Source organism: Nocardiopsis sp. CNZ308 (assembly GCF_004217075.1).
Genome location: NZ_SHKJ01000001.1, coordinates 1,850,319 through 1,873,368 on the forward strand (window position 1 = coordinate 1,850,319; position 23,050 = coordinate 1,873,368).

At 72.9% G+C, this 23,050-nt stretch carries 21 protein-coding genes and 1 pseudogene; 9 read left to right on the forward strand and 13 right to left on the reverse strand.

Annotation, left to right across the window (positions count from 1 at the left end; translation table 11 throughout):
• Positions 1–55 precede the first annotated feature (55 nt).
• The 4 genes and pseudogenes from hemL to EV372_RS07965 all read right to left on the reverse strand — a co-directional run bounded on the left by hemL (position 56) and on the right by EV372_RS07965 (position 4,231).
• A complete protein-coding gene (gene hemL, locus EV372_RS07950; RefSeq protein ID WP_130395471.1) occupies positions 56–1,351 on the reverse strand; it encodes a glutamate-1-semialdehyde 2,1-aminomutase in 1,296 nt (431 codons plus the stop codon).
• Between the two features lie 93 nt (positions 1,352–1,444).
• Positions 1,445–1,927: pseudogene (locus tag EV372_RS07955) on the reverse strand (RloB family protein); the annotation flags it as partial.
• Between the two features lie 46 nt (positions 1,928–1,973).
• Positions 1,974–3,401: an ATP-binding protein gene (locus EV372_RS07960; protein WP_130395472.1), complete on the reverse strand. Its 1,428-nt coding sequence runs from the start codon at positions 3,399–3,401 to the stop codon at positions 1,974–1,976.
• Positions 3,402–3,541: 140 nt separating this feature from the next.
• Positions 3,542–4,231, reverse strand: coding sequence for a phosphatase PAP2 family protein (locus EV372_RS07965; RefSeq protein ID WP_130395473.1), 690 nt, complete (start codon positions 4,229–4,231; stop codon positions 3,542–3,544).
• 289 nt (positions 4,232–4,520) lie between these two features.
• Here EV372_RS07965 and rraA point away from each other — a divergent pair, with 289 nt between their 5' ends.
• The gene (rraA, locus tag EV372_RS07970) at positions 4,521–5,009 is read left to right on the forward strand and encodes a ribonuclease E activity regulator RraA (protein WP_130395474.1); all 489 of its coding nucleotides are present in this window, start codon (positions 4,521–4,523) and stop codon (positions 5,007–5,009) included.
• A 190-nt stretch (positions 5,010–5,199) separates the two neighbouring features.
• Here the strand turns inward: rraA and EV372_RS07975 are convergent, their stop codons facing one another.
• A complete protein-coding gene (locus tag EV372_RS07975) occupies positions 5,200–5,904 on the reverse strand; it encodes a hypothetical protein (RefSeq protein WP_130395475.1) in 705 nt (234 codons plus the stop codon).
• 198 nt (positions 5,905–6,102) lie between these two features.
• Here EV372_RS07975 and EV372_RS07980 point away from each other — a divergent pair, with 198 nt between their 5' ends.
• From EV372_RS07980 to map, 3 genes are all read left to right on the forward strand, one after another.
• Positions 6,103–7,536, forward strand: a complete 1,434-nt coding sequence (locus EV372_RS07980) for a sensor histidine kinase (RefSeq protein WP_130395476.1) — start codon at positions 6,103–6,105, stop codon at positions 7,534–7,536.
• Complete coding sequence (locus EV372_RS07985) at positions 7,533–8,210, forward strand: response regulator (protein ID WP_130395477.1); 678 nt, start codon at positions 7,533–7,535, stop codon at positions 8,208–8,210. The genes EV372_RS07980 and EV372_RS07985 overlap by 4 nt, the downstream gene beginning before the upstream one ends.
• Positions 8,211–8,503: 293 nt before the next feature.
• Positions 8,504–9,274 carry a type I methionyl aminopeptidase gene (gene map, locus EV372_RS07990; RefSeq protein WP_130395478.1) on the forward strand — a complete coding sequence of 257 codons (771 nt, stop codon included), beginning with the start codon at positions 8,504–8,506 and terminating at the stop codon, positions 9,272–9,274.
• A 67-nt stretch (positions 9,275–9,341) separates the two neighbouring features.
• On the opposite strand, the gene EV372_RS07995 is transcribed toward map, so the two are convergent.
• The 8 genes from EV372_RS07995 to EV372_RS08030 form a co-directional block, all read right to left on the reverse strand.
• Positions 9,342–9,995, reverse strand: coding sequence for a bifunctional DNA primase/polymerase (locus tag EV372_RS07995; RefSeq protein ID WP_130395479.1), 654 nt, complete (start codon positions 9,993–9,995; stop codon positions 9,342–9,344).
• Positions 9,996–10,094: 99 nt separating this feature from the next.
• Positions 10,095–11,093, reverse strand: coding sequence for a porphobilinogen synthase (gene hemB / locus EV372_RS08000; protein ID WP_130395480.1), 999 nt, complete (start codon positions 11,091–11,093; stop codon positions 10,095–10,097).
• Positions 11,094–11,140: 47 nt separating this feature from the next.
• The gene (locus EV372_RS08005) at positions 11,141–12,829 is read right to left on the reverse strand and encodes a bifunctional uroporphyrinogen-III C-methyltransferase/uroporphyrinogen-III synthase (protein WP_130395481.1); all 1,689 of its coding nucleotides are present in this window, start codon (positions 12,827–12,829) and stop codon (positions 11,141–11,143) included.
• Between the two features lie 99 nt (positions 12,830–12,928).
• The gene (hemC, locus tag EV372_RS08010) at positions 12,929–13,936 is read right to left on the reverse strand and encodes a hydroxymethylbilane synthase (protein ID WP_130395482.1); all 1,008 of its coding nucleotides are present in this window, start codon (positions 13,934–13,936) and stop codon (positions 12,929–12,931) included.
• Complete coding sequence (locus EV372_RS08015; RefSeq protein ID WP_130395483.1) at positions 13,933–15,438, reverse strand: glutamyl-tRNA reductase; 1,506 nt, start codon at positions 15,436–15,438, stop codon at positions 13,933–13,935. The genes hemC and EV372_RS08015 overlap by 4 nt, the downstream gene beginning before the upstream one ends.
• Positions 15,439–15,576: 138 nt before the next feature.
• Complete coding sequence (locus EV372_RS08020) at positions 15,577–16,272, reverse strand: redox-sensing transcriptional repressor Rex (RefSeq protein WP_013155369.1); 696 nt, start codon at positions 16,270–16,272, stop codon at positions 15,577–15,579.
• Between the two features lie 413 nt (positions 16,273–16,685).
• Positions 16,686–16,952: a glutaredoxin family protein gene (locus EV372_RS08025; protein ID WP_130395484.1), complete on the reverse strand. Its 267-nt coding sequence runs from the start codon at positions 16,950–16,952 to the stop codon at positions 16,686–16,688.
• A gap of 33 nt (positions 16,953–16,985) precedes the next feature.
• On the reverse strand, positions 16,986–17,243 hold the full coding sequence (locus EV372_RS08030) for a MoaD/ThiS family protein (RefSeq protein ID WP_013155371.1): 258 nt from the start codon (positions 17,241–17,243) through the stop codon (positions 16,986–16,988).
• 107 nt (positions 17,244–17,350) lie between these two features.
• Between EV372_RS08030 and EV372_RS08035 the strand changes: the two genes are divergently transcribed.
• The 5 genes from EV372_RS08035 (at position 17,351) to pstA (ending at position 23,005) form a co-directional block, all read left to right on the forward strand.
• Positions 17,351–18,118, forward strand: a complete 768-nt coding sequence (locus EV372_RS08035; RefSeq protein WP_130395485.1) for a winged helix-turn-helix transcriptional regulator — start codon at positions 17,351–17,353, stop codon at positions 18,116–18,118.
• Between the two features lie 323 nt (positions 18,119–18,441).
• On the forward strand, positions 18,442–19,497 hold the full coding sequence (locus tag EV372_RS08040; protein WP_130395486.1) for an MSCRAMM family adhesin: 1,056 nt from the start codon (positions 18,442–18,444) through the stop codon (positions 19,495–19,497).
• Between the two features lie 146 nt (positions 19,498–19,643).
• Entirely contained in the window at positions 19,644–20,636 is a 993-nt protein-coding gene (gene mshD / locus EV372_RS08045) for a mycothiol synthase (protein WP_130395487.1), read from the forward strand.
• A 327-nt stretch (positions 20,637–20,963) separates the two neighbouring features.
• On the forward strand, positions 20,964–21,926 hold the full coding sequence (gene pstC, locus EV372_RS08050; RefSeq protein ID WP_130395488.1) for a phosphate ABC transporter permease subunit PstC: 963 nt from the start codon (positions 20,964–20,966) through the stop codon (positions 21,924–21,926).
• Complete coding sequence (gene pstA, locus EV372_RS08055) at positions 21,926–23,005, forward strand: phosphate ABC transporter permease PstA (RefSeq protein WP_130395489.1); 1,080 nt, start codon at positions 21,926–21,928, stop codon at positions 23,003–23,005. Before pstC ends, pstA begins: the two co-directional genes overlap by 1 nt.
• Positions 23,006–23,050: the final 45 nt, after the last annotated feature.

The window sequence follows — 23,050 nt, forward strand, 5'->3', positions numbered from 1 at the left end:
CGTGAGTGTCTTTCCTTCGGGGTCGTGGGCGTCGGGGCTGTACCGGCCCTGGGCGTCAGCCCTGGGCCTCGGCCGCGGCGCGGGCCGCCCTGGGCAGCGCCGAGACCACCCGGTCCACGGCGGCGTCGTCGTGCGCGGCGGAGAAGAACCAGGCCTCGAAGGCGGCGGGCGGCAGGTACACGCCCTGGTCGAGCATGGCGTGGAAGAAAGCGGAGAAGACCGCGGTGTCGGTGGTGCGCGCGGTGTCGAAGTCGACGGCCTCCTGGTCGGTGAAGAACACCGTGAAGAGGTTGCCGCCGTTCTGGAGCCGGTGGACGACCCCGGCCTCGCCGAGCGCCTTGGAGACCTCGGCCGCCACCTGGGCGGAGACCTCGTCGATGCGGGCGTAGACCTCGGGGGTGGCCCCCCGCAGGGTGGCCAGGCCGGCGGCGGTGGCCAGCGGGTTCCCGGACAGGGTGCCCGCCTGGTAGACGGGGCCGTTCGGCGCGAGGCGGTCCATGATCTCGGCGCGTCCGCCGAACGCGGCGGCGGGCAGGCCGCCGCCCATGACCTTGCCGAAGGTCATGAGGTCGGGGGCGACGCCCTCCAGGCCGAACCAGCCCGAGGCGCTGACGCGGAAGCCGGTGAGGACCTCGTCGAGGATGAGGAGGGCGCCGTTGGCGTGCGCGATCTCCTTGATCCGGGCGTTGAACCCGTCCCGGGGTGCGACGACGCCCATGTTGGCGGGGCAGGCCTCGGCGATCACGCAGGCGATCTCGTCGCCGTGCTCGGCGAAGGCGCGCTCGACGGCCTCGGGGTCGTTGTAGGGCAGCACGAGGGTGTCGGCGGCGCTGGCCCCGGTCACGCCCGGGGAGTCGGGCAGGGCGAAGGTGGCCAGACCCGAACCGGCGGAGGCCAGGAGGGCGTCGACGTGGCCGTGGTAGTTGCCCGCGAACTTGACGATCTTGCTGCGCCCGGTGAAGCCGCGCGCGAGGCGGATCGCGGACATGGTGGCCTCGGTGCCGGAGTTGACGAGGCGGACCTTCTCCACGGGGGTGCGCTCGACGATCAGCTCGGCCAGCTCGACCTCGCCGGGGGTCGGCGCGCCGTAGGAGGTCCCGGCGTCGACCGCGCCGTGGAGGGCCTCGACGACGGCGGGGGCCGCGTGGCCGAGGATCAGCGGCCCCCACGAGCACACCAGGTCGACGTACTGGCGGCCGTCGGCGTCGGTGAGGTAGGGGCCCTCGCCCTTGACGAAGAAGGGCGGGGTGCCGCCGACGGCGCCGAAGGCGCGGACGGGGGAGTTCACGCCACCCGGCACGACGGCGGAGGCACGCTGGAAAAGCTCTGCTGAAGTCTGTTGAGTACCCACCTCACCAGTGTGTCAGCTGTGTCCTGTACCAGGACCATGACCCGCCCCGCGTCGGCCGAGGACCCGGCGTCGGCGCCTGGACCGGTGTCGGGGTCAGGGGCGGATCAGAGCACGGACCAGCTGGTGGATCCGTGTGCTGGGGTCGCCCGTCGGCGGCAGGCGCTCGGCGCGCTCGCAGGCCTCCTGGAGGTCGTGGGCGAAGTCCTCGAAGCGGGTCCCGCCCTTGTTCCACCTCGGCAGGAGCGTCCTGAGCTCCTTCTCGGCCCTGGCCCCGGTGACGAGTGCGGACCGGTGGTCCCTGAGGTGGAGGAGGAGCCAGGTCTCGAAGGTGGGGGTGGAGGGAGCGGCCTCGATCCCCTCCCGCGCGGCGGACGCCACGAGCGCGGCGACGTCCTCACCGTCGGTGTCGAACACCGCCCAGCGCTCGGTGTAGTCGTCCCGCTCCGCCTCGGCCGCGCTCCTGACCACGACCTCGCGCTGGGGGTGTTTGGCCTTGCGGGCGTGGACGGTGTGCAGCCGCACGTCCGGGTGCTTCTTCATCGTGTCGAAGTAGCGCTTCTCGGTCTCGCCCTCGCAGACGACGAGGTAGACGCGTCTCTCCTCGCGGTGCGGCCTGCGGCGGTCAAGGCTCGTCTCCCGCTGCTCCCTCTTGCGCCGCTTGCTCCGACTCCCGTGACTGCTCGCGCCGGTGTAGGGCGTCCCGGAACAGTTCGTCGTCCACGTCCGGAACCGCGCCGTAGCGGCCCGTGAGGTAGCGCCGGGCGCGGTTGTCGTCTCCCCGGGGCCTGAAGTCGCTGAGCGGGTAGAGCGAGGTCCGTCCACGGTCGTCCTTGTCCACGAACCAGATGTGGTCGCGCTTGAGGACCTCCTCACCGCGTACGCGCCCGAGCAGGGCCGCGTCGTGGCTGGTGAAGATCAGTTGGGCGCCCTTGGGGTTGTGCTCCTCGTCCTGGAAGAGGGAGATGACCTTGGCGGAGAGGTAGGGGTGGAGGCTGGCGTCGATCTCGTCGACCACGAGGGCTCCGCCCGTTTCCAGTACACGCTGGGCGTCGAAGCCGATCGTGGTGAACGCCCGGGTGCCCAGTGACTCCTCCTCCCACAGGAGCGGGGTCGCGGACTCCTCTCCCCTGTGGTGGAAGAGGAGTGTGGTGCGTTCGCGGATCAGGTTTTCGAAGAGCGCCAGATAGCTCGCCGTCTTACCGCTGCCCGTCGCGAGGTGGTGGACGACACTGGATCCGCGGTCGTCCCGCCGCTCCTGTGAAGACTGCTTCCCAGCCCACAGACGGGGCCCTTCCCCTGCGGCCAGCACTGCTTTGGAGGTTGCCGTCCCAGGCCCGGAACCGGAACCCTGCTCATGCAGTTCCACGGCCTCGATGCCGGTGTCGGCGGACTTCAACAGGCGGCCGAGAGCGGTCATGCGCTCCTCGGAGGCCGCTCCTCCACGCAACCAGGCCGGGTGGTCCGGGCTGCGTTCCGTGGCGGACACCAGGCTCTCGGAGAACCAGCGGTAGGCCGGTTCCACCTCCGCGTTCGAGGCGCGGGCGGCGACGGTGAGGAAGAGGACGTTCCGACCGGTGATCTCCTTGACCTGGCGCAGTTTCCCCGAGGCCTGGTCACCGAAGGAGAACTCCTGCCCGTCGCGCTCGAACACGACGCGCTTGCGCTGTCTGGGGTAGCTGTACAGCCACTCCTCCACGACCCGCTCGTCGTCGACCCCGAAGCCGTAGGTGTGGCGGACCCGGTCGATCACGAGGTCGACCACGAACGTGGAGGGCTCCTCCCGGGCGTCCGCGCTCAACTTGAAGGGGTGGCGCTGGATGCCGCTCCCCGGCTCGTTGTGGCTCATCGACCACCGGACGGTGTCCCGCATGAAGGAGAGCGCGTCCAGCAGGTTCGACTTGCCCGAGGCGTTGGCCCCGAAGATCCCCGCGACCGTGGCTGCCTCCCAGTCGGCCTCCTGCGGGCGGGCGTCGTCGTAGACGGGAGTGAGCAGGAGCTGTTGCTCCTCCCGGATGGACTTGTGGTTCTCGACGCGGAAACTCAGCAGCATCGCGGCACTCTCCCCGGAAGTTGAGCGGCTTCACCGCGTTTCACGCGGGAAAACCACACACGACAAGCATGCCATGTGGTCGTGGCCACATACGCGTGTGCCCCGCCCCCGGGGCGGGGACGGGGCACGCGGGAGTCCGCTCAGTGCCGGGCGGCGTAGCCGTCCCGGGCGGGGGCCTCGGGCGGGGGCGGCGCGCCCGTGTCGGAGGCGGCCGGGGCGGCCGGCCGCTCGGCGCGCACCAGCGGGCGCAGGCGGTCGTTGCGGGCGAGCAGCTCCACGAGGGCGGTCATCGGGCGGGAGGCGGCCAGGGAGACCAGGGCCGCGACGGTGGCGCCGACGAGGAGGCCGACCGTGACGTCGTGCGGGTAGTGGGCGCCGACGAAGACCCGGGAGAAGGCCTCCAGGACGGCGAGCAGCACGGCGAGGACGGCGATGCGGCGCCAGGCCAGGATGAGCGCCGCGGCGGCGGCGCCCGCGATCGCGGCGTGGTTGCTCGGGAAGGACCAGTCGCCGAGCGGGTCGCAGGTGGCGATCGTGGTCAGGTCGGTCATGGCCTGACAGGGGCGCATCTGCTCGAAGAACGTCTTCACCGTGCGGCTGACCGTGTAGGCGACGACGGTGGCGACGGGAGCGAACAGGGCCAGGCCGACCAGGCGGGAGTCCACGGAGCGGGCGCGCCACCAGGCGGCGAGGAAGAGGACGGCGAACACTCCGAGGAAGAGGTCGGTGCCCACGTAGGCGACGCTCTGCACCCAGGGGTCCAGGTCCGCCGTGAACTCGATCAGGGCCCGGGACCAGGCAGCGCTGACGGCGAGGATCTCAGAGACCATCTCTCTCCATTGGGTCGTTCAGGGGGGGAGGGTCGCGCGCAGGGGGGAGGATCTGGGCGACGCCCCGTCCGAAGGTGACGGGAATCCCATGATTCGGTGACAGGAAAGGCTTCATCCTGTCATCAACCGGGGCTTTCCGGGCCCGTGAAACGGCCGTATCGACGAAAGAGACGGAGGGCACCGACGAAGGAGACGCCGTGCCGCCCGAGAGGTCCGGCGTACCGATGAGTAGCTTGGGGGTGACCACCCTCCCGGCGGCACCCATCCGCCCTCCCGAGACGGAGCCCCGATGACCTCGCACTTCACCACCGCGGACCTCATCGACGACCACGGCGACACCCTGCGCAGCTGCTCCACGCAGTTCCGCCGGTTCGGGGGGCGCGCGGTGTTCTCCGGCCGGATCCGCACCGTCCGCTGCCACGAGGACAACGGCCTGGTCAAGCAGGTCCTCAACACCCCGGGCGACGGCGCGGTCCTGGTGGTGGACGGCGGCGGCTCGCTGCGGTCGGCCCTGATGGGCGACATGATCGCCGAGGCGGCCGTGGCCAACGGCTGGGCCGGAACCGTGATCTTCGGCGCGGTCCGCGACACCCGCGCCCTGGGCGGGCTGGACCTGGGCGTGAAGGCGCTGGGCTCCAACCCCCGCAAGTCCCTCAAGGACGCCGCCGGTCGCCTGGACGTGCCCGTGACCTTCGGCGACGTCACGTTCGTGCCGGGCGAGTGGCTCTACAGCGACGAGGACGGCGTGGTGGTGAACGCCGAGGAGATCCGGCTCTGACGCAGGGCCAAGCGGAGGCGAACGGAGGAGGTCGCGGGGATGACCTCCCCGGAACCTCCCCGGTGCGTCTCCGGCACCTCCTGCCGAGCCCTCGGACACCCCCAGCGGGCTCCGAGGCCTTCCGCGCGCCCGGCCACCATCCACCCCCTCCTCACGCCCGGCCACAACCCGCCCCTGCCCGACCTGCGCCTCAGGCCCGACCGCGCAGGAGCGGAAGCACCACGGCCGCGCACATCGCGGGGAGCAGCAGCAGCGGAACGAGGAGCCACGCCAGCGTGTGGTCGACGAACAGGACGACCGCCGCCTGCGCCAGGCCGACCAGCACGAACCCGGTTCTCATGAGGCGGTGGGCGGCCGACCACCAGCGGACGAGGGGCCCGTCGTGGTCCGCCCCGGGCTCCGGCGCGGGCAGGACGGCGCCGACACCGACCAGGAACAGACCGGTCGCCACGCCCAGCACCCGGCTGATCGGGAGGTCCCATCCGGCCTGGCCCAGGACGAGCACGCCGTGCGTCACGAGCAGGAACAGGGACAGCAGGCCCAGGAGGGCGCTCATGCCCCGCGCGGCGCTCCGCGCCGTCGGCGCCGCCGGTAGCCCCAGCGCGCCCTGGAGGCCGTTCTGGAGACGGGTTCCGAAGACCACCGCGGCCGACAGCACGACCGCCAGGAGGCCGGTCGTCAGGGGCAGGGCCAGCGCGAGCACCGCCCGGGGGACCGTGTCGGGGGTGCCGTCCAGGTTGGTCCGTCCGCTGAGCACCGTCCCCGGCAGATCGGGCCAGGCCGTCCAGGAGACGAGGGCCATGAGGACGACCGAGACCGCCGTGACGAGAATTCCCGCAAGGGGAATGCGGGGCCTTTCCACATTCGCCTCCACCGGGTTGTCCGTGCCGCTCATTCTTTTTCTTCCTCTCCTTCGCCGTTCTCGTGGCACAACACTAGGAAAAGGGGTTTCGGAACCGCATCGACCGCGAGGCACGGTGCGGTCACGCGGTTCGCGGACACCGGACATGCCTGAGGTCATGGTGCGGACATGCCACTGACCATGACCTCCTCCGGCGGTCCGCGCGGGACCGTTCCGACTACGCTCGGAAGAATGCGCACCCCCGGATCCCCGACCGACCCGTCCTCCTGGGTCACGCTGCACGAGAACCGTCCGCCCCGCGTTCTGGAACTGCTGTTCTGGGGCGCGGTGGCACTCACCCTCGGCCTTTACGCGCTGCTGTTCCTGAGCGGCCAGATGCGTTTCCACGGCGGCGATCCGGTCGCCAACACCGCCGTGCTCGTCAGCGTCGGCGTCCTGCTGCTCTGCTGCGCGCTGTGGCCGTTCCTGGCCTGGTCCCCGGCGTCCCCGTGGCCGCGCAGGGCCGTCAGCGCCGCCTTCCTCGCCCTCACCGTGCTCTGCATGCTCAGCAGCAACCACACGACCTTCCTGCTGTTGTGCGTGGGCACCATGAACGCGGTGGCCGTGTTCGGGCTGCCGGGCGGCATCGGCTACGGCTCCGCCGTGCTCGTGTTCAGCGTCGGTCTGACCCTGGTGGTCCCCGACCTGCCGTTCGCGGTGGGGCTGTTCGCCGGGATGATCCTGCTGTTCATCGTGGCGGCGTCGGGAACGGTGTTCCTCGGCCTGACCGTGGCCGCGCGGCGGGCCGAGCACACACGGGAGCTCCTGGCCGCGCTGGAGGAGGCCCACGGGGAGCTGCGGCGCCGCTCCGACCGCATCCGCGAGCTCACCGTGGCGGAGGAGCGCGCCCGCATGTCCCGGGAGATGCACGACAGCACCGGCCACTACCTGACCGCGCTCACCATGTCGCTGTCGAACGCGCTGCGCTTTCGCACCGCGCGGCCCGACTCGGCGTGGGAGGAGGTGCGGCAGGCCCGCGAACTCGCCCGGGAGGCGCTCACCGACACCCGGCGCTGGGTGCGCGCGCTGCGCCCCCTGGTGTTGGAGGGGCGCGCGGGGCTGGCCGCGATGCGGGCGATGGCGGCCTCCTTCGACGGCGGGGGCGTCCGGATCGGGTTCGCCGTCACCGGCGACGGGGTCTGGCCCGACATGTCGGAGGAGGCCGAGCTGGTCTGCTACCGGGCGCTCCAGGAGGGTCTGACCAACGCCATGCGCCACTCGGGCGCCGACCTGATCGAGGTGGAGGTGCTGACCCGCGCCGATGGGGTCGCGGTCACGGTGACCGACAACGGCGGCGGCGCGGCGGAGGAGGCGGTGCGCGCGGGGTTCGGGCTGCGGGGTCTGTCCGAACGGGTCGCGGCCGTCGGCGGGACGGTACTCAGCGGCAACGTGTGCGCGACCGACCGGACGCGGGAGGACACGACGCCGGAGGGCCGAGCACGGGAGGGCACGACGCCGGAGGGCGGAGCACACGGGAGCCCGACCTGTCGGGAGCGCGCGTGTGGGGCCACGGCACCGGGGAGCATGCCTCCGGCGGGCCCCCTCGGCTTCCGGCTCCGCGCGGAGGTCCCCGCGGACGCCGGTACGCGGGAGACTGTTCCCGGCACGGCTGGGGGCACCACATGACCACTGTTTCGGTCCTGATCGTCGACGACCAGATCCTGATGCGGCAGGGCCTGCGCAAACTGCTGGAGATCGAGGAGGGCGTCGACGTCGTCGGCGACGCCGCGGACGGCGTCGAGGCCCTGGAGTTCCTGTCGGCCGCCGACCCGCTCCCGGACGTGGCCCTGGTGGACGCCCGCATGCCGCGCATGGACGGGGTGGCCCTCATCGGGCGGATGCGCGCGGAGTACCCGGACGTGCCCGCCCTGGTGCTGACCACGTTCGACGACGACGAACTGGTCTTCGGCGGCCTGCGGGCCGGAGCGCGCGGCTACCTGCTCAAGGACGTGCCGCCGGAGGAACTGGTGGCGGCGATCCGCCGCGTCGCCCGGGGCGAGACCGTTCTCGGCGGTCCGGCGGCCGAGCTCCTGGTCGCCGCGCTCGGCGAAGGCCCCTCCACCGTCCCCGCGGCGGACCCGCCTCGCCCGTCGGGGCGCGAGGAGGCGCCCCGGTTGTCGGAACGCGAGGAGGAGGTGGCCCGCCTCGTCGGCACGGGCGCCACCAACCGGGAGGTCGCGCGGGCCCTGTTCATCACCGAGGGCACCGCCAAGAACCACGTCACGAGCATCCTGCGCAAGCTGGGGCTGCGCGACCGCACCCGGCTCGCCCTGTGGGTACGGGAGCGCCGGGGCGGCTAGGCAGTGTTCTTCGGGCCTCCGCCTCGCTTCGTCCCGCCCGTCGCCCGCCGCCACCCTCGACAGAACCTGGGGCCGGCCCTCGAACGCCGAACGGACCCGGCCCCTTGAAGACCCTCCGACGCGTGCGCCGGGCTCGGCCCGGACGTTGAGCGCCCCTCGCGGGCGCGGAGGGGCGCCGGAGCGCTGTCCGCGCTCGCCCTCCGGCGAAGTGACCGGCGGTCCGGCCGTGACCCCACTCTCAGAACCGGTATAGTATGGCCGGTATAGTTATTGGTTGCGTGAGAGGCCGCCGCATGATCGAGATCCTGAAACCCGCCGAACTCGCCCGAGCCAAGGACGCGGGCGCCCTGGTCGCCCACATCCTCCGGACGGCACGGAGCCGCGCCACGGTCGGCACCAACCTCCTGGACATCGACCGGTGGGCCCGGGAGATGATCGCCGAGGCCGGAGCACAGTCCTGCTACGTCGACTACGCGCCCTCCTTCGGGCGCGGGCCGTTCGGCCACTACATCTGCACGGCCGTCAACGACGCCGTGCTCCACGGGCTGCCCCACGACTACGCGCTCGCCGACGGCGACCTGCTCACGCTCGACCTCGCCGTCTCCCTGGGCGGGGTCGCCGCGGACTCCGCCATCAGCTTCGTCGTGGGCGAGTCGAGGCCCGCCGAGAGCGTCGCGATGATCCGTGCGACCGAACGCGCGCTGGAAGCGGGGATCGCCGCCGCCCGGCCCGGGGCCCGCGTCGGCGACGTCTCCCACGCCATCGGCTCGGTCCTCAGCGCGGCGGGGTACCCGATCAACACCGAGTTCGGCGGTCACGGCATCGGGTCGACGATGCACCAGGACCCGCACGTGGCCAACACCGGACAGCCCGGCCGCGGCTACAAGCTGCGCCCCGGCCTGATGCTCGCCCTGGAGCCGTGGGTCATGGCGGACACCGACGAGCTGGTCACCGACGCCGACGGGTGGACGCTGCGCAGCGCGACGGGCTGCCGGACGGCGCACAGCGAGCACACGATCGCCATCACCCGCGAGGGGGCCGAGATCCTCACCCTGCCCAGGTGACCGCCCGGCCGCCGCTCGCGCGTCCGAGCGGTACCGCCACCGGTACGCCCGGCGCGCGCCCCCGGGGTCAGGCGGGGAACTCCTCGCTCGCGTCGGCGAGGATGTCGAGCACCACGATCGGGTCGGGCAGCACCACGGCCCCGTCCTCGGCACGCGGCGGGCGGATCCAGGTGACCCGGTCGCCGGAGGGCAGCAGCGAGGGGGCGCCGAGCACGAAGCTGTCCCGGCAGTGCCAGCGCAGCCCCGGCATCTCCTCCACGGCCTCGGGCACGCAGTCCAGGTGGCAGGACCACCACTCGTCCTCGTCCACCGGCGAACGGGTGGCCACGAAGAACAGGTAGCGCGAGGACTCCACCGCCGCGACCGGGCCCGCGGGGACGCCCGAGCGGCCCATGCGCGCCAGCGCCATCACACCCGCCTCACGGGGGACGTCGAACACGTCGAAGACCCGCCCCGTGGGCAGGATGATGTTCGCGTCGGGGGCGGCCGTCCACCACCGCCGGATGGTGTCGGTGTCGGTGCTGGCCTCCACGCCCCAGGCCATCGTCACCGGGTGCGCCGCCGGGTCCGGACAGCCCATCCGGTCGCAGCTGCACGCGCGGTCCTGTCCCGGCGAGGTGCCGCGCGCCACCGGCCAGCCCAGCTCGGCGTAGCCCAGGGCGGCGGCCAGCATGCTGGCCGCCGCATGGCGGCGCTTACGTCGGTACAGAACCTCGGCCATGGAGCCTCCCCGGTGTTCGCTCGTGTTCCAGGCGCGGCCTCGCCGTCGTGGGAGGCCCTGCGCCCGGGGACCGCGGCCGGGGCGAGGGGCCTGGTCGCGCTACCGCAGCAGGCGGGCGGCCTCGGTCGCCCAGTAGGTGAGGATCTGCTCGGCCCCGGCCCTGCGGTAGGAGGTCAGGGTCTCCACGATGGCCCGCTCGCGGTCGATCCAGCCCCGCTCCGCGGCCGCCTCGATCATCGCGTACTCGCCGCTGACCTGGTAGGCCGACACGGGTACCGGGGAGGCCTCGGCCACCTTGGCCACGATGTCGAGGTAGGCCAGGCCGGGTTTGACCATCACCATGTCCGCGCCCTCGGCGACGTCCAGGGCCACCTCGCGCAGCGCCTCGCGCGCGTTGGCGGGGTCCTGCTGGTAGCCGGAGCGGTCGCCGAACTGCGGCGCGCCCTCCGCGGCCTCGCGGAAGGGGCCGTAGAACGCCGACGCGTACTTGGCGGCGTAGGCCAGGATGGGCACCTGGCCGTGCCCGGCGCGGTCCAGCCCGGCGCGGATCGCCGCGACCTGGCCGTCCATCATGCCGCTGGGCGCCACCACGGCGGCGCCCGCCTCGGCCTGGGCGGCGGCCACGGACGCGTACCGCTCCAGGGTGAGGTCGTTGTCGACGTGCCCGTCCGCCTCCAGCGGGCCGCAGTGGCCGTGGTCGGTGTACTCGCACAGGCACAGGTCGGCCATCACCACGAGGTCGTCGCCGACCTCGGCGGACAGGTCGCGCAGGGCGGCCTGGACGATCCCCTCGGGGTCGTCGGCGGCCGAGCCGTGCGCGTCCTTGCGCGCGGGGATGCCGAACAGCATCAGCCCGCCGACCCCGGCGGCGGCCGCCTCGTGGGCCGCCTTGCGCAGGCTGTCACGCGTGTGCTGCACCTGGCCGGGCATCGAGGAGACGGCCACCGGCTCGGTGATGCCCTCCTTGACGAACATCGGCAGGACGAGGTTCTCGGGGCGGACCCGGGTCTCGGCGACCAGGCGGCGCAGCGCCGGACCTCGGCGCAGGCGGCGCGGCCGGACCACGGGGAAGGCGGCGTCGTTGCTGGAGGCGTTCATCACGGGGCTCCCGGGAAAGGTTCGTGCGTCGGTGGCGGTGTGGTCTCTCAGAGCTTGCGGCGGCGACCGCGTCTCTTCTGACTGGGCTTGAGAACGGGCTTGCCCGCCTCGACCGCCTCGCGCCTCTTCTCGGCACCGTACTCCGAAAGGGCCTGTGCGAGGGCGGAAACCGAGGCTTTGGGCGCCACGACGTCGACGCGCAGGCCGAACTCGATCGCGGTCCTCTCCGTCTCCGGGCCGATGACGGCGATGGCGGTGGTGTTGTGCGGCTTGCCCGCGATCCCCACCAGGTTGCGCACCGTGGAGGAGGACGTGAACAGCACCGCGTCGAAGCCGCCGCCCTTGATCGCCTCCCGGACGGGCGCGGGCGGGGGCGCGGCGCGCACGGTGCGGTAGGCGGTGACGTCGTCGACCTCCCAGCCGAGCTTGTCCAGCCCGGCGGACAGGGTCTCGGTGGCGATGTCGGCGCGCGGCAGCAGGACCCGCTCGATCGGGTCGATCTCGGCGTCGTAGGGCGGCCACACCGAGACCAGGCCCGAGCTGGACTGCTCCTCCTCGGGCGGGGCCAGGTCGGGCTGGATGCCGAACTCGCGCACGGCGCGCGCGGTGGCCTCGCCGACGACGGCGACCTTGACCCCGGCGAACGCGCGCGCGTCCAGGCCGTAGGACTCCAGGCGCTCCCGGATGGCGCGGACCGCGTTGACGGAGGTGAAGGCCACCCACTGGTAGCGGCCGGTGACCAGGCCGCGGACGGCGCGCTCCATCTGCTGCGGGGTGCGCGGCGGCTCCACGGAGATGGTGGGCACCTCCTCGGGCACCGCGCCGTAGCCGCGCAGCTGGTCGGACAGGGCGGCGGCCTGCTCCTTGGTGCGGGGCACCAGGACGCGCCAGCCGAACAGCGGACGGCTCTCGTACCAGGACAGCTCGGGGTGGCGGCCCGCGGCGGAGCCGACGATCATCAGCGCGGGCGCGGTGACGTGGTGGCCCTTGGCGTCCTTGGACTTGAGGTCGGCGACGAGCCGCCCCAGGGTCGAGGAGACCGTGGTCTGACGGGTGGTGCCGCCCGCGCGCACGACCGCGACCGGGGTCGTGGCGGGCCGCCCTCCGGCGATGAGGGTCTTGCACAGCACGTCGAAGCCGGGTCCCTGGTGCTCGACCGGCTCACCGGCGGGCGCGTCGCCGCCCATGACGACCAGGGTGGCGCCGCTGGCGGCGGCCTCGTGCCAGTCGACCCCTCCCCCGCCGTGCGCGCGGGCGTTGAGCACGCGCACCTCGGGGCTGTCCGCGTCCAGCAGCGGCACGCCCGCGAAGGTCGGCACGGAGGTGATCGCGGAGACGCCGGGGGCGACCTCGACCTCGACCCCGGCCTCGTGGCAGGCGGAGACCAGTTCGGCGCCGCGGCAGCCGAAGAACGGGTCGCCGGAGTAGAGGCGGACCACCCGCTGCCCTTCGCGGGCGCGCGCCACCGCCAGGGCGTTGACGTCGCCGCCGCACTCGCCCGCCTCGATCACGGAGACGTCCTCGGAGCAGTGGGAGAGGAGTTCGGCGCGAAAGCCCGAGAGCTCCTCGGCGGCGGGCTCGCGCAGGGTGATGACCACGTCGGCGTGGCTCAGCAGCTCGGCGCCGCGCAGGGTGAGCAGGTCGGCGCCGCCCGGACCGGAACCGACCAGGGCGACGTGCCCGGCCCGCGCTGCGGCGCGCGGCTCCTCCGGCTGGGGGTTGGCGTTGGCGTTCACGTACTGGCTCCTCTGTGTGGGTCGCCGCGCCCCGGTGTGCGGTGCCGGGGGCGGCGGTACGGCGGGCCCAGGCCGAGGAGGCCCGCCGACTGCTCCTGCTTAGGGCGTGTCCCTCTCGGCGAAGGCCTCGGCCACGATGCGGTCGGCTCCCTCGGCGATCATCTGGCGGGCCAGGTCCCGGCCGAGCGCGGTGGCGGCGGCCAGGTCCCCGGGCGAGGCGAGGTCGGCGGCGCGCTCGCGGCGCACGGCCCGGGCCCCGTCGGTGGCGACCACGGCGGCGCGCAGGCGCAGGCGGCCCGTCTCGGCGTCGTACTGGGCGTAGGCGCCGACCGGGGCGGCGCAACCGGCCTCCAGTTCGGAGAGCACGGTGCGCTCGGCGACGACCTCGGCGCGGGTGGCGGGGTGGTCGACCGAGGCCAGATAGGCGAGGTCGCCGTCGAGGCGCTCGGCGGAGCACTCGACGGCGAGGGCGCCCTGGCCGGGCGCGGGCAGCATCTGCTCGGGCTCGAAGACCTCGGTGACGTCGTCGGTGCGCCCCACCCGGCCGAGTCCGGCGTAGGCCAGGACGACGGCGTCCAGCTCTCCGGAGGCGACCTTGCCCAGGCGGGTCTCGGCGTTGCCGCGGATGGGGACGTAGACCAGGTCCGGGCGCAGCGCGGCGAGCTGGGCGACCCGGCGCGGGGAGCCGGTGCCGATCCTGGCCCCCGCGGGCAGGTCGGCGAACTTCAGCCCGTCGCGCGCGCACAGGGCGTCGCGCGGGTCGTCGCGCTCGGGGATCGCGGCCAGCACGAGCCCCTCGGCGGGCGTGGTGGGCAGGTCCTTGAGCGAGTGGACGGCGAAGTCGACGGTGCCCGCGTGGAGCTCGTCGCGCAGGGCGTTGACGAACACGCCGGTGCCGCCGAGCTGGGTCAGGTGCGCCTTGGTGACGTCGCCGAAGCTGGTGATCAGCTCCAGCTCGATCACCCTGCCGGTGCGTTCGGTGATGGCGTCGGCGACCATGCGCGACTGGCTGGTGGCCATGGTGCTGCGGCGGGTGCCGAGCCTGGCCGGGGCGCCGTGGTCGGGTGCTCCGTCGGCGGTCGTGCCGTGGGAGGGCGTGCCGGTCATGACTTCTCCTGTGCGGTCCGTGCCGCGGTGGCGGTGCCCTCGGGGGCGGTGAGCGCCTCGGGGCTTCCGGGGTCGAGTGCGAAGAGTTCTCTCAGTGCCGCCTCGTAGGACTCCCCGTCCGGTGCGGCGGCCAGTTCCTTGACGCGCACGGTCGGTCTGTGCAGGAGCTTGTCGGCGACGCGGCGCATGGCGCGGCTAATCTCCTCGCGCGTGCGGTCGTCGAGGTCGGCGGGCAGTCGGCCGTGCAGGCGCGACAGCTCGGCGTCCACCACGTCCCTGGCCTGGGCGCGCAGGGCGACGACGGTGGGGGTCACCTGGTGGGCGCGGCGGACCGCGCGGAACTCGGTGACCTCCTCGTCGACGATGCCGCGCACGAGGGTGAGGGCGCTGTCGCGGCCGGTGTCGGCTCCGGGCGCGGTGGCGGCGGCCTGGCGCAGGTCCTCGATGTCGACCAGGCGCACGCCGGGCAGCCCGCGCACGGCCGGGTCGATGTCGCGGGGCAGCGCGAGGTCGAGGAAGACCAGGGGCCGCGTGCGCCCGGCGGTGGCGGCGGCCACGGCCTCGGCGGTCAGGACCAGGCCCTGGGCTCCGGTGCAGGAGATGACGAGGTCCACCTCGGCCAGGACCCCGGCGGCGTCGGCGAAGGGGACGGCGCGGGCCTCGACGGTGTCGTAGGCCTCGGTGAGGCACTCGGCCAGGCGCGCGGCCCGGTCGAAGGTGCGGTTGGCCACGACGACCGCCTCGGCGCCCTGGCGGGAGACGGTGTTGGCGGACAGGGCGCTCATGGATCCGGCGCCGAGGACGAGGACGCGCACGCCCGTGAGGGGGCCGTGCGCGGGCCGGGCGAGCCCGGGCGCGTCGGCGGTGTCGCCCGGGACCGCGGACATGGGGCAGCCCGCGGGGGGCAGCGAGCCCACGGTCTGGGCGGTCTGGAGGGCGGTGGTCTGGGGGGCGCCGGTCGGGCCGAGCCCGAGGCCGCCGGAGGCGACGGTGAGGCCGAAGCTGACCATGTCGGCGCCCGCGTGGTCGAGGTGGGTCTCGGTGTGGGCGCGCTTGCCCACGCGCAGGGCGCGCTGGCCGAGGTCGTTGAGGACGCGGCCGACGGAACCGGTCTCCTGGCCCTCCTTGAGGGCGTCGCGCACCTGGCCGAGGATCTGCCCCTCGCCGAGGACCATGGAGTCGAGCCCGCAGGTGACGGAGAACAGGTGCTGGACCGCGCGGTCCTCGTAGTGGACGTAGAGGTGCTCGGAGAGCTCCCCGAGGGGGACCCCGGTGTGCCAGGAGAGGAGTTCGGTGATGGCCGAGACGCCGCCGTGGAAGGCCGAGACGTCGGCGTAGACCTCGGTGCGGTTGCAGGTGGAGACCACCATGACCTCGTTGACGGGCTCGGAGCCGACCATCTCGGCGACCGCGTTGGCGCGGGTCTCCCCGTTCAGCGCGACACGTTCGAGGAGCGCCACCGGCGAACTCCGATGGCTCAACCCCACGGCCAGGACACTCATCCGCACTACTCCTATGCAGGCACCACACAGCGTCTTCGTATGCCCCGGCGGCGGCCAGACCGCCGGAGGCGCGGCGCACGCTCGCTCATCGCCCACCGCTCATGCGGGCCTCACGGCCCGGATCGTCCATCCCTCAGGTCACGTCAGCTCCAGTCCCGCGCGTTCCGCGCCGCGGCCGTCGCCATCGGCCCTGCGCTGCGCGTGGAAGGCGAGGATCTGGAGTTCGATGGACAAGTCGACCTTACGCACATCGACTCCGTCCGGCACATTGAGTACGACCGGTGCGAAGTTGAGGATGCTGGCCACCCCCGCCTCGACGAAGCGCGTCGCCACGCCCTGCGCGGAGACCGCCGGTGTCGTGATGACACCGATGGAAACCCTCTCTGAACGGACAACCTCCTCCAGGTTGTCAATATGCCTCACGTCCAGGGAGGCGACACTCTGCCCCACCATCGCCGGGTCCGCGTCGAGCAGCGCCGCGATACGGAACCCGCGGGTCCCGAACCCCCCGTAGTTGGCCAGTGCGCGGCCCAGGTTGCCTATCCCGGCGATGGCCACGGCCCAGTCCTGGGTGAGACCAAGCTCACGCGAGATCTGGTAGACGAGGTACTCCACCTCGTAACCCACGCCACGCGTCCCGTAGGACCCGAGGTGGGACAGATCCTTGCGCAGCTTGGCGGAGTTCACACCGGCGGCGGAGGCGAGGTCCTCGGAGGAGACGGTGAGGGTGCCGCGGTCCTGGAGGGTCTGGAGGGCCCGCAGGTAGACGGGGAGCCGGGCCACGGTGGCCTCCGGGATGCCCCTCTCCCGGGGCCGTGGTGGACGACTGGTCACAGGCGGGCGCTCCTGGTCGGCGGGCGGGCGCGGGGGCGGTCCGGACGGGAGGCGGGCCGCCGGGACCGGCGCGGGGAGCGGGCGGGCTGCTGCCGCCGCGCTCCTCAGGCGTGTCTTGGAGTACCTAGATTACGCGCTTGTGAAAGCACGCACAAAGTGGGGCCCGCTGTGACGGCGGGCTCATAAGTTCCCACCGGTAAGGGCCTTGGCGCTCCCGCGGAAACCTCCGGCGCCTACGCCGACAATTCGGGACAACCAAAGACCGTCATATGTGCATATTTGTGGGCACAGTCGTAGTTTTCGGGCTTACTCAGCTCTCCGGAGGAGGCGCCCCGTGGGAGAGGCCGGAAACGTTTTCGCCCATCGCCCGGCCCGCTGACGGCACATCCCCCGGAGAACCGACGAAAACCCCTTCAGCCGCCCAGGGCGGAGCGCAGGCGGTCCTCGCCCACCCTCCAGAAGTCGTGGCGCCGCCCGTCCACGAACGTCACCGGGATCTTGTCCCAGTACTCCTCGCGCTCGTCCGCGCCGACCTCGTCGAGCTGGCGCACCGCCCGGCTGGCGCCGAGCTCGTCCGTGACCCGCTCGATGACCCCCCAGGCCTCCTCGCACAGGTGGCATCCCGGCTTGCCGAGCATCACCACGCGCGCCCGGTCCGCCCACTGGGGTGTTTCCGCCATGTTCCCCTCCTGTTTCCGGAGCCGTACGGCCCCTCAGCCGCCCGCGAAGGGCGGTAGGACCTCGATCACAGTGCCGTCCGCGACCGGCACGTCACCGTGCGCTCTGCGCCCGACCGGCCGCTCGTCGACCAGCAGCGAGGAGGATCCGAGTACGCGCTGGAAGCGGTCGTCCGGGTGCAGCCGACACGCCGCCTCCAGAGCCTCCGCGAGCGTGGCGGCCCCGACCGTTTCCTCGGCGGTTCCGGCGGCCTCCTTGGCCGCTGCCCAGTACCTGATAGTGCACTTCGCCATCCGTTGATTATCCTTGGTGTTGCTCGGAGGCGACGAATTGGACATCTTCACCGGGGGCAATGGCGCCTTCGATCGCCCGCACAGAGCGGGGTGACGAGAAGAGACGCATGAGCCATCTGCTGCTGTTGACGAACTCGAACGAACCGTCCGACCACGTACTTCCCGCCCTCGGTCTCCTTCTGCACTCGGTGCGGGTGGCGCCGGCGGAGGCGGGGGCCCTACTGGCGTCGAGCGCGGGCGGCGGCTCCGGCGCGCCGGTCGACGCCATCCTGGTGGACGCGCGGACCGACCTCGCCGCGGCCCGCAACTTCTGCCGCCTGCTCGACACCACGGGCCTGGACTGCCCGCTGATGGTGATCCTGACCGAGGGCGGCGTCGCGGCGCTGACCCCCGACTGGCAGGTGAACGACTTCATCCTGTCCACCGCCGGTCCCGCGGAGGTCGAGGCGCGCCTGCGGCTGGCCGTGGGATCGGCCGAGGCCGGGACGGACGACCCCGACGAGATCCGCAGGGGCGATCTCGTCATCGACGAGGCCACCTACATCGCGCGGCTGCGCGGCCGCATCCTCGACCTCACCTTCAAGGAGTTCGAACTGCTCAAGTTCCTGGCGCAGCACCCCGGCCGGGTGTTCACCCGGGCGCAGCTGCTCCAGGAGGTGTGGGGCTACGACTACTTCGGCGGCACCCGCACCATCGACGTCCACGTGCGGCGCCTGCGCGCCAAGCTGGGCTCGGAGTACGAGTCGCTGATCGGCACGGTGCGCAACGTGGGCTACCGCTTCGTGCCCGACCCGGTCGCCAAGGCGCCCTCGGCCGTGCCGGAGGGGGTCGACGCACCGCCCGCCGCGCGCTCCGCCGAGCCCAGCGCGACCTAGGGCGGCACGCGGGGAGCCGCCTCCCTCCGCCCGAGGACCACCCCGGGGCGCCCGCACGGGCGCCCCGGAGTCGTTTCCGGGCGCCCGGGAACCCGGCGCTTCCGCGTCCACCGCCGCGGACCCCACCCGCCGCGTTCCAGGGGTCGGCCGTCCCGCGGGCGAACGGTGTGAGAACGGACGTCCGAACACTCGTGTTCGACGGCCCCAGGTCCTAAGATCGTGTGGGCACCCCCACGCCGGGACGTCAGGCGCGGCGAAACTCCCCGCGAGCGGGTGCGCAGAAGCTGCCTTGGCGCGCCATCCGCGAGGAGGAGAACGCCCCGATGCCCACGAACGCCGCGAGACCCCCGCTCACCCCCGGACGCCGTCGCACGGCCATCGCCCTGGGGGCCGTCTTCGTCGGTTCCAGCCTGGTGGCCGTCATGTCCCCGGCCCACGCCGAGCCGAGCCCCTCCGCGTCCGCCTCCCCGTCGCCCTCCACACCGCCGTCCTCCCCGGAGCCGGTCCCGTCGGCTGTCGTCTCCTTCGAGCGGGACTCCGACGAGGTGGAGTTGGGCGAGTCCGCGGCCAACCCCCTCACCGCGACCAACACCGGCGACGCCAGCGTCTGCCTGCTCGCGATGAGCGTGGACACCGGCGGGTTCGGCGTCAGGGGGTTCACGCCCCAGGAGGTCGCCCCCGGCGAGGCCGCGTCCGCCGGAGAGGTCACCGGCGCGACCCGCGGGCAGGCCGAGGTCACGGCCACCCTCACCTACGCGCTCGCGCGGGAGGGCGTCGCGTGCGCGGTCCTGGAGCCCGCGAGCACGCACACCGTCGCCACCGGCACGTGGACGGTCTCGATCGCCAGGCCCGAGCCCACCACTCCCCAGGAGCCGACCGAGGAACCCACGGACGAGCCCACCGAGACCGAGGAGCCGGACGACACCACGAGCCCCTCCGACACGCCCCGCCCCGACCCCACCCGTGACGACGACCGCGGGGGGAACTCCGGCGGCGGTTCGGGCGGTTCGGGCGGTGGCAGGTCCGGCGGCTCCGGCGACGCGCCCCGCTCCTCCGGCCGCGTGGACGACGTGCCCACCAGCGACGTGCCCACCACCCGCGACAGCTTCCCGGACCTGCCCAGCGACGAGGCGGCCCTGCCCGGGGTCGTGCCCGGCGCGGAGAACCTCGCCGAGCTGCCGACCGTGACCCCCGGCGCGCGGGACGACGACCTCGACGAGACCGAGGTGGCCGCCGACCACAGCGACCTGGGGCCGAACATGGCCCCGGCGGTGCTGCTCGCCGCGTTCCTCCTCGCGCTGCTGCTCGCGGCCCCGCTCGCACCGGTGCGGCGCGTCCGCGTCGGGGGCGGCTACCAGGGCAGGCGCCGCAGGAAGTAGGACGTCCCGGAGCCGTTCCCCTGCGGCCGCGCCGCCGGGGAACGGCGCTGCGGCGACGCGCGGATCGGGGCAGCTACCAGGACAAACACCCCACCTGCCGTGGCTGACAGAAGTCTTGCCGTCGCCCCGTCGTAGGCTTTCGGTCCATGGACACCCCGCTAGTCACCGATGACCTGGACCGGACCCTGGCCGAACAGGTGCTGACGCTCGCCGAGGCCGCGCGCGCGGCCGACGGCGTCGCACCGCTGTCGGAGCACACCCTGCTCCGCGTCCGACACGGCGCCCCCTCGGGGAGCAGCCGCTTCCACCTGGCCCTGGAGGACGGACGCGCGGTCGGCTTCGCGTTCGTGGAGCGCGTCGCGGGCGAGCCCGACTCCGGAGAGGTCGTCGTCCACCCCGACCACCGCGGCCGCGGGCACGGAACCGCCCTGCTGCACTCGGTGGACCGGGACGCCGGACCGGACGGGGTCCGCGTGTGGGCGCACGGGCGCACCCCGCAGGCGGTGTCGGTGGCGCGGGAGGACGGCTGGACCGCCGTCCGCGAACTCCACAAGATGCGGATGCCGCTGCGCGACATCGCCGAGGACGAGCCGGGCGGCCCCTGGGCGGCGCCCGAGCTGCCCGAGCCCGAGCTGCGGCCCGAGGTGGCCGAGCGGGTCCGGCTGCGCCCCTTCGTCGTGGGCCAGGACGAGCAGGCGTGGCTGGCGGCCAACGCGCGGGCGTTCGCCGACCACCCCGAGCAGGGCCAGCTCACCCTGGACGACCTGCTCCAGCGCGAGGTGGAGGACTGGTTCGACCCGCACGGCTTCTTCCTGGCCACCGCCAAGGACGGCGGGGTGGCCGCGTTCCACTGGACCAAGACCCACGCCGACGGCGCCGGGCTCACCGACGGCGACCCGGTGGGCGAGGTCTACGTGGTGGGCGTGGACCCCGAGTGGCAGGGCAGCGGCCTCGGCCGGGCCCTGACCCTGGCGGGTCTGCGACACCTGCGCGACGCCGGTCTGCCGTGGGTCCACCTGTACGTGGACGGCGACAACGAGGCGGCCGTGCGGCTGTACGAGTCGCTCGGATTCGCCATGTGGGACACCGACGTGATGTACGCGCCGCCGAGGGACGACGCCCCCCGCCCGAACGTGTGACCTGTCACATTAACCGGGCAATCCCCGGACCGCCACGGGAGTGCGACATCTCGTTCATCTTCCGTTCATCTTGTTTGGGACAACTGGTCACCTGTTGCACCTACCTTCACATTCGGCGCAGCACGGCCACCCTCCACCACGGACCGTGGCACGGTGACCGGCGATCGCCCCAGTACGGGACGCGGAGGGGACCTCGGCGGGGAGGCATCCCCGACCGACGGGAGAACCACGCGTCGCAGGGAACAGACCAGGCACGCAGAAGGTGCACGGAACGCACCGCACCATCCGGGCGACCCGCCCCGAAACCTTCCGAACCGGAGCCAACCCATGACGACCACGGACGCCCCCGAGGCGGCACCGCCGCCCACGGGCAAGCGCCGGATCGGCGACGTCGCCTTCGCCGGGCTCGCCCGAGGCTCGGGCATCCTGATCCTGCTGATCCTCGCCGGTGTCGCCGCCTTCCTGCTCGTGCAGGCCTGGCCGTCCCTGACCGCGAACACGGTGAACTTCCTCACCAGCACGGAGTGGGACCCCAACGTCCGCGAGGAGCCCGCGTTCGGTGTCGCCGCCCTGGCGTTCGGCACCGTCCTGGCCGCGGCCATCGCGCTGCTGCTGGCCACGCCGGTGGCGATCGGGATCGCGCTGTTCATCGTCTTCTACGCGCCGCGCAGGCTCGCCTCGGTACTCGGCTACCTGGTGGACCTGCTGGCCGCCATCCCCAGCGTCGTCTACGGCCTGTGGGGCATCGGCTTCCTCGCGCCGGAGCTGGTCCCCGTGTACCAGGCGCTGACGCGCTACCTGGGCTGGATCCCGCTGTTCCAGGGCCCCGCCTCCACCTCGGCCCGCACCATCCTCACCGCGGGCGTGGTGCTGGCCGTCATGATCCTGCCGATCATCACCGCGATGGCGCGCGACGTGTTCCACCAGACCCCGCAGGGGCACCGCGAGGCAGCCCTGGCCATGGGCGCCACCCGCTGGGAGATGATCCGCCTGGCCGTGCTGCCCTTCGGCAGGTCCGGCGTGATGGGCGGCGCCATGCTCGGCCTGGGCCGCGCCCTGGGCGAGACCATGGCCGTCGCGATGATCCTGTCCCCCTCCCTCATCGTCTCCTGGAACCTGTTGCAGAGCGGCAACCAGACCATCGCCGCGCACATCGCCCTCCAGTACCCCGAGGCCACCGGGTACGGCGTCTCCGCGCTGATCGCCGCCGGACTGGTCCTGTTCGCGATCACCCTCGTCGTCAACATGGGCGCGCGCTACGTCGTGACCCGGGGGAGCAAGGAGTCTTGATGGACACGACGACCACGCAGCCTCCCGGCCCCGAGGCGGGCTCCACCTCGGCCGACCTGCGCCGCGGCTCCCTGCCGCCCCACTTCCCCGCCGCCCTGCTGGCCTCGGCCGCCGCCGTGGTGGCCGGGGTCCTGCTGGCCTTCTCGTCCTTCGGGTTCCTGCTGTGGGGCCTGCTCACCGCGGCCGCGTACGTGGTGATCATCGTGACGGCCTCCGTCCGCGTCGAGGGCGGCCGCAAGGCCAAGGACCGGCTGGTCACCTCGCTGGTCTACCTGTGCTTCCTGCTGGCGATGCTGCCGCTGGTGTCGGTGCTGTGGACGGTGCTGAGCAACGGCATCGTCCGGTTCGACGCCTACTTCCTCACGGTGTCCATGAACGGCGTCCTGCCGAGCATGGACGCGGGCGGCGTGTACCACGCGATCGTGGGCACCCTGGCGATCACCGGTATGGCCACGCTCATCTCGGTGCCCATCGGCGTGATGACCGCCGTGTACCTCGTGGAGTACGCCGAGGGCCGCATGAAGCGGATCATCGTGTTCTTCGTCGACGTCATGACGGGCATCCCGTCGATCGTCGCCGGACTGTTCGTGGTGGCGCTGTGGATGATCCTGTTCGGCCCGGGCCGGACCAACGGGGCGGCGGGCGCGATCGCGCTGGCGGTGCTGATGATCCCGGTCGTGGTGCGCTCCAGCGAGGAGATGCTGCGGCTGGTACCGCAGGACCTGCGCGAGGCCTCCTACGCCCTGGGGGTTCCCAAGTGGCGAACGATCACCAAGGTGGTGCTGCCCACCTCCGCCGCCGGCCTGACCACAGGAATCATGCTCGCCATCGCCCGCGTTATCGGGGAGACGGCTCCCCTGATCCTCACCACGGGGTCGTCCGCGGTGTCGATCAACTGGAACCTGTTCGACGGACAGATGATGAACCTCCCGGTGTTCATCTACTCGCAGGTCCGCATGGGCGGCGCCGTCAACTACGAGAGGGCCTGGGCGGCGGCGCTGACCCTGATCCTGGTGGTGATGCTGCTGTTCTTCCTGGCCCGCATGATCGGCCGCCTGTTCGCGCCGAAGGCCCGTTGACCCCTACACACACCGCCCACGCCCCGCGCGCGGAGCAGATTCACG

Coding starts and splice junctions, on each gene's coding strand:
- EV372_RS08015 (WP_130395483.1), bottom strand. CDS start 15,438: ATGAGTGTCCTGGCCGTGGGGTTGAGCCATCGGAGTTCGCCGGTGGCG.
- pstA (WP_130395489.1), top strand. CDS start 21,926: ATGGACACGACGACCACGCAGCCTCCCGGCCCCGAGGCGGGCTCCACC.
- EV372_RS08040 (WP_130395486.1), top strand. CDS start 18,442: ATGCCCACGAACGCCGCGAGACCCCCGCTCACCCCCGGACGCCGTCGC.
- EV372_RS08025 (WP_130395484.1), bottom strand. CDS start 16,952: ATGGCGGAAACACCCCAGTGGGCGGACCGGGCGCGCGTGGTGATGCTC.
- EV372_RS07980 (WP_130395476.1), top strand. CDS start 6,103: ATGCGCACCCCCGGATCCCCGACCGACCCGTCCTCCTGGGTCACGCTG.
- map (WP_130395478.1), top strand. CDS start 8,504: ATGATCGAGATCCTGAAACCCGCCGAACTCGCCCGAGCCAAGGACGCG.
- EV372_RS07985 (WP_130395477.1), top strand. CDS start 7,533: ATGACCACTGTTTCGGTCCTGATCGTCGACGACCAGATCCTGATGCGG.
- EV372_RS07960 (WP_130395472.1), bottom strand. CDS start 3,401: ATGCTGCTGAGTTTCCGCGTCGAGAACCACAAGTCCATCCGGGAGGAG.
- EV372_RS07965 (WP_130395473.1), bottom strand. CDS start 4,231: ATGGTCTCTGAGATCCTCGCCGTCAGCGCTGCCTGGTCCCGGGCCCTG.
- rraA (WP_130395474.1), top strand. CDS start 4,521: ATGACCTCGCACTTCACCACCGCGGACCTCATCGACGACCACGGCGAC.
- EV372_RS08030 (WP_013155371.1), bottom strand. CDS start 17,243: ATGGCGAAGTGCACTATCAGGTACTGGGCAGCGGCCAAGGAGGCCGCC.
- hemC (WP_130395482.1), bottom strand. CDS start 13,936: ATGACCGGCACGCCCTCCCACGGCACGACCGCCGACGGAGCACCCGAC.
- EV372_RS07995 (WP_130395479.1), bottom strand. CDS start 9,995: ATGGCCGAGGTTCTGTACCGACGTAAGCGCCGCCATGCGGCGGCCAGC.
- hemB (WP_130395480.1), bottom strand. CDS start 11,093: ATGAACGCCTCCAGCAACGACGCCGCCTTCCCCGTGGTCCGGCCGCGC.
- EV372_RS07975 (WP_130395475.1), bottom strand. CDS start 5,904: ATGAGCGGCACGGACAACCCGGTGGAGGCGAATGTGGAAAGGCCCCGC.
- mshD (WP_130395487.1), top strand. CDS start 19,644: ATGGACACCCCGCTAGTCACCGATGACCTGGACCGGACCCTGGCCGAA.
- EV372_RS08035 (WP_130395485.1), top strand. CDS start 17,351: ATGAGCCATCTGCTGCTGTTGACGAACTCGAACGAACCGTCCGACCAC.
- pstC (WP_130395488.1), top strand. CDS start 20,964: ATGACGACCACGGACGCCCCCGAGGCGGCACCGCCGCCCACGGGCAAG.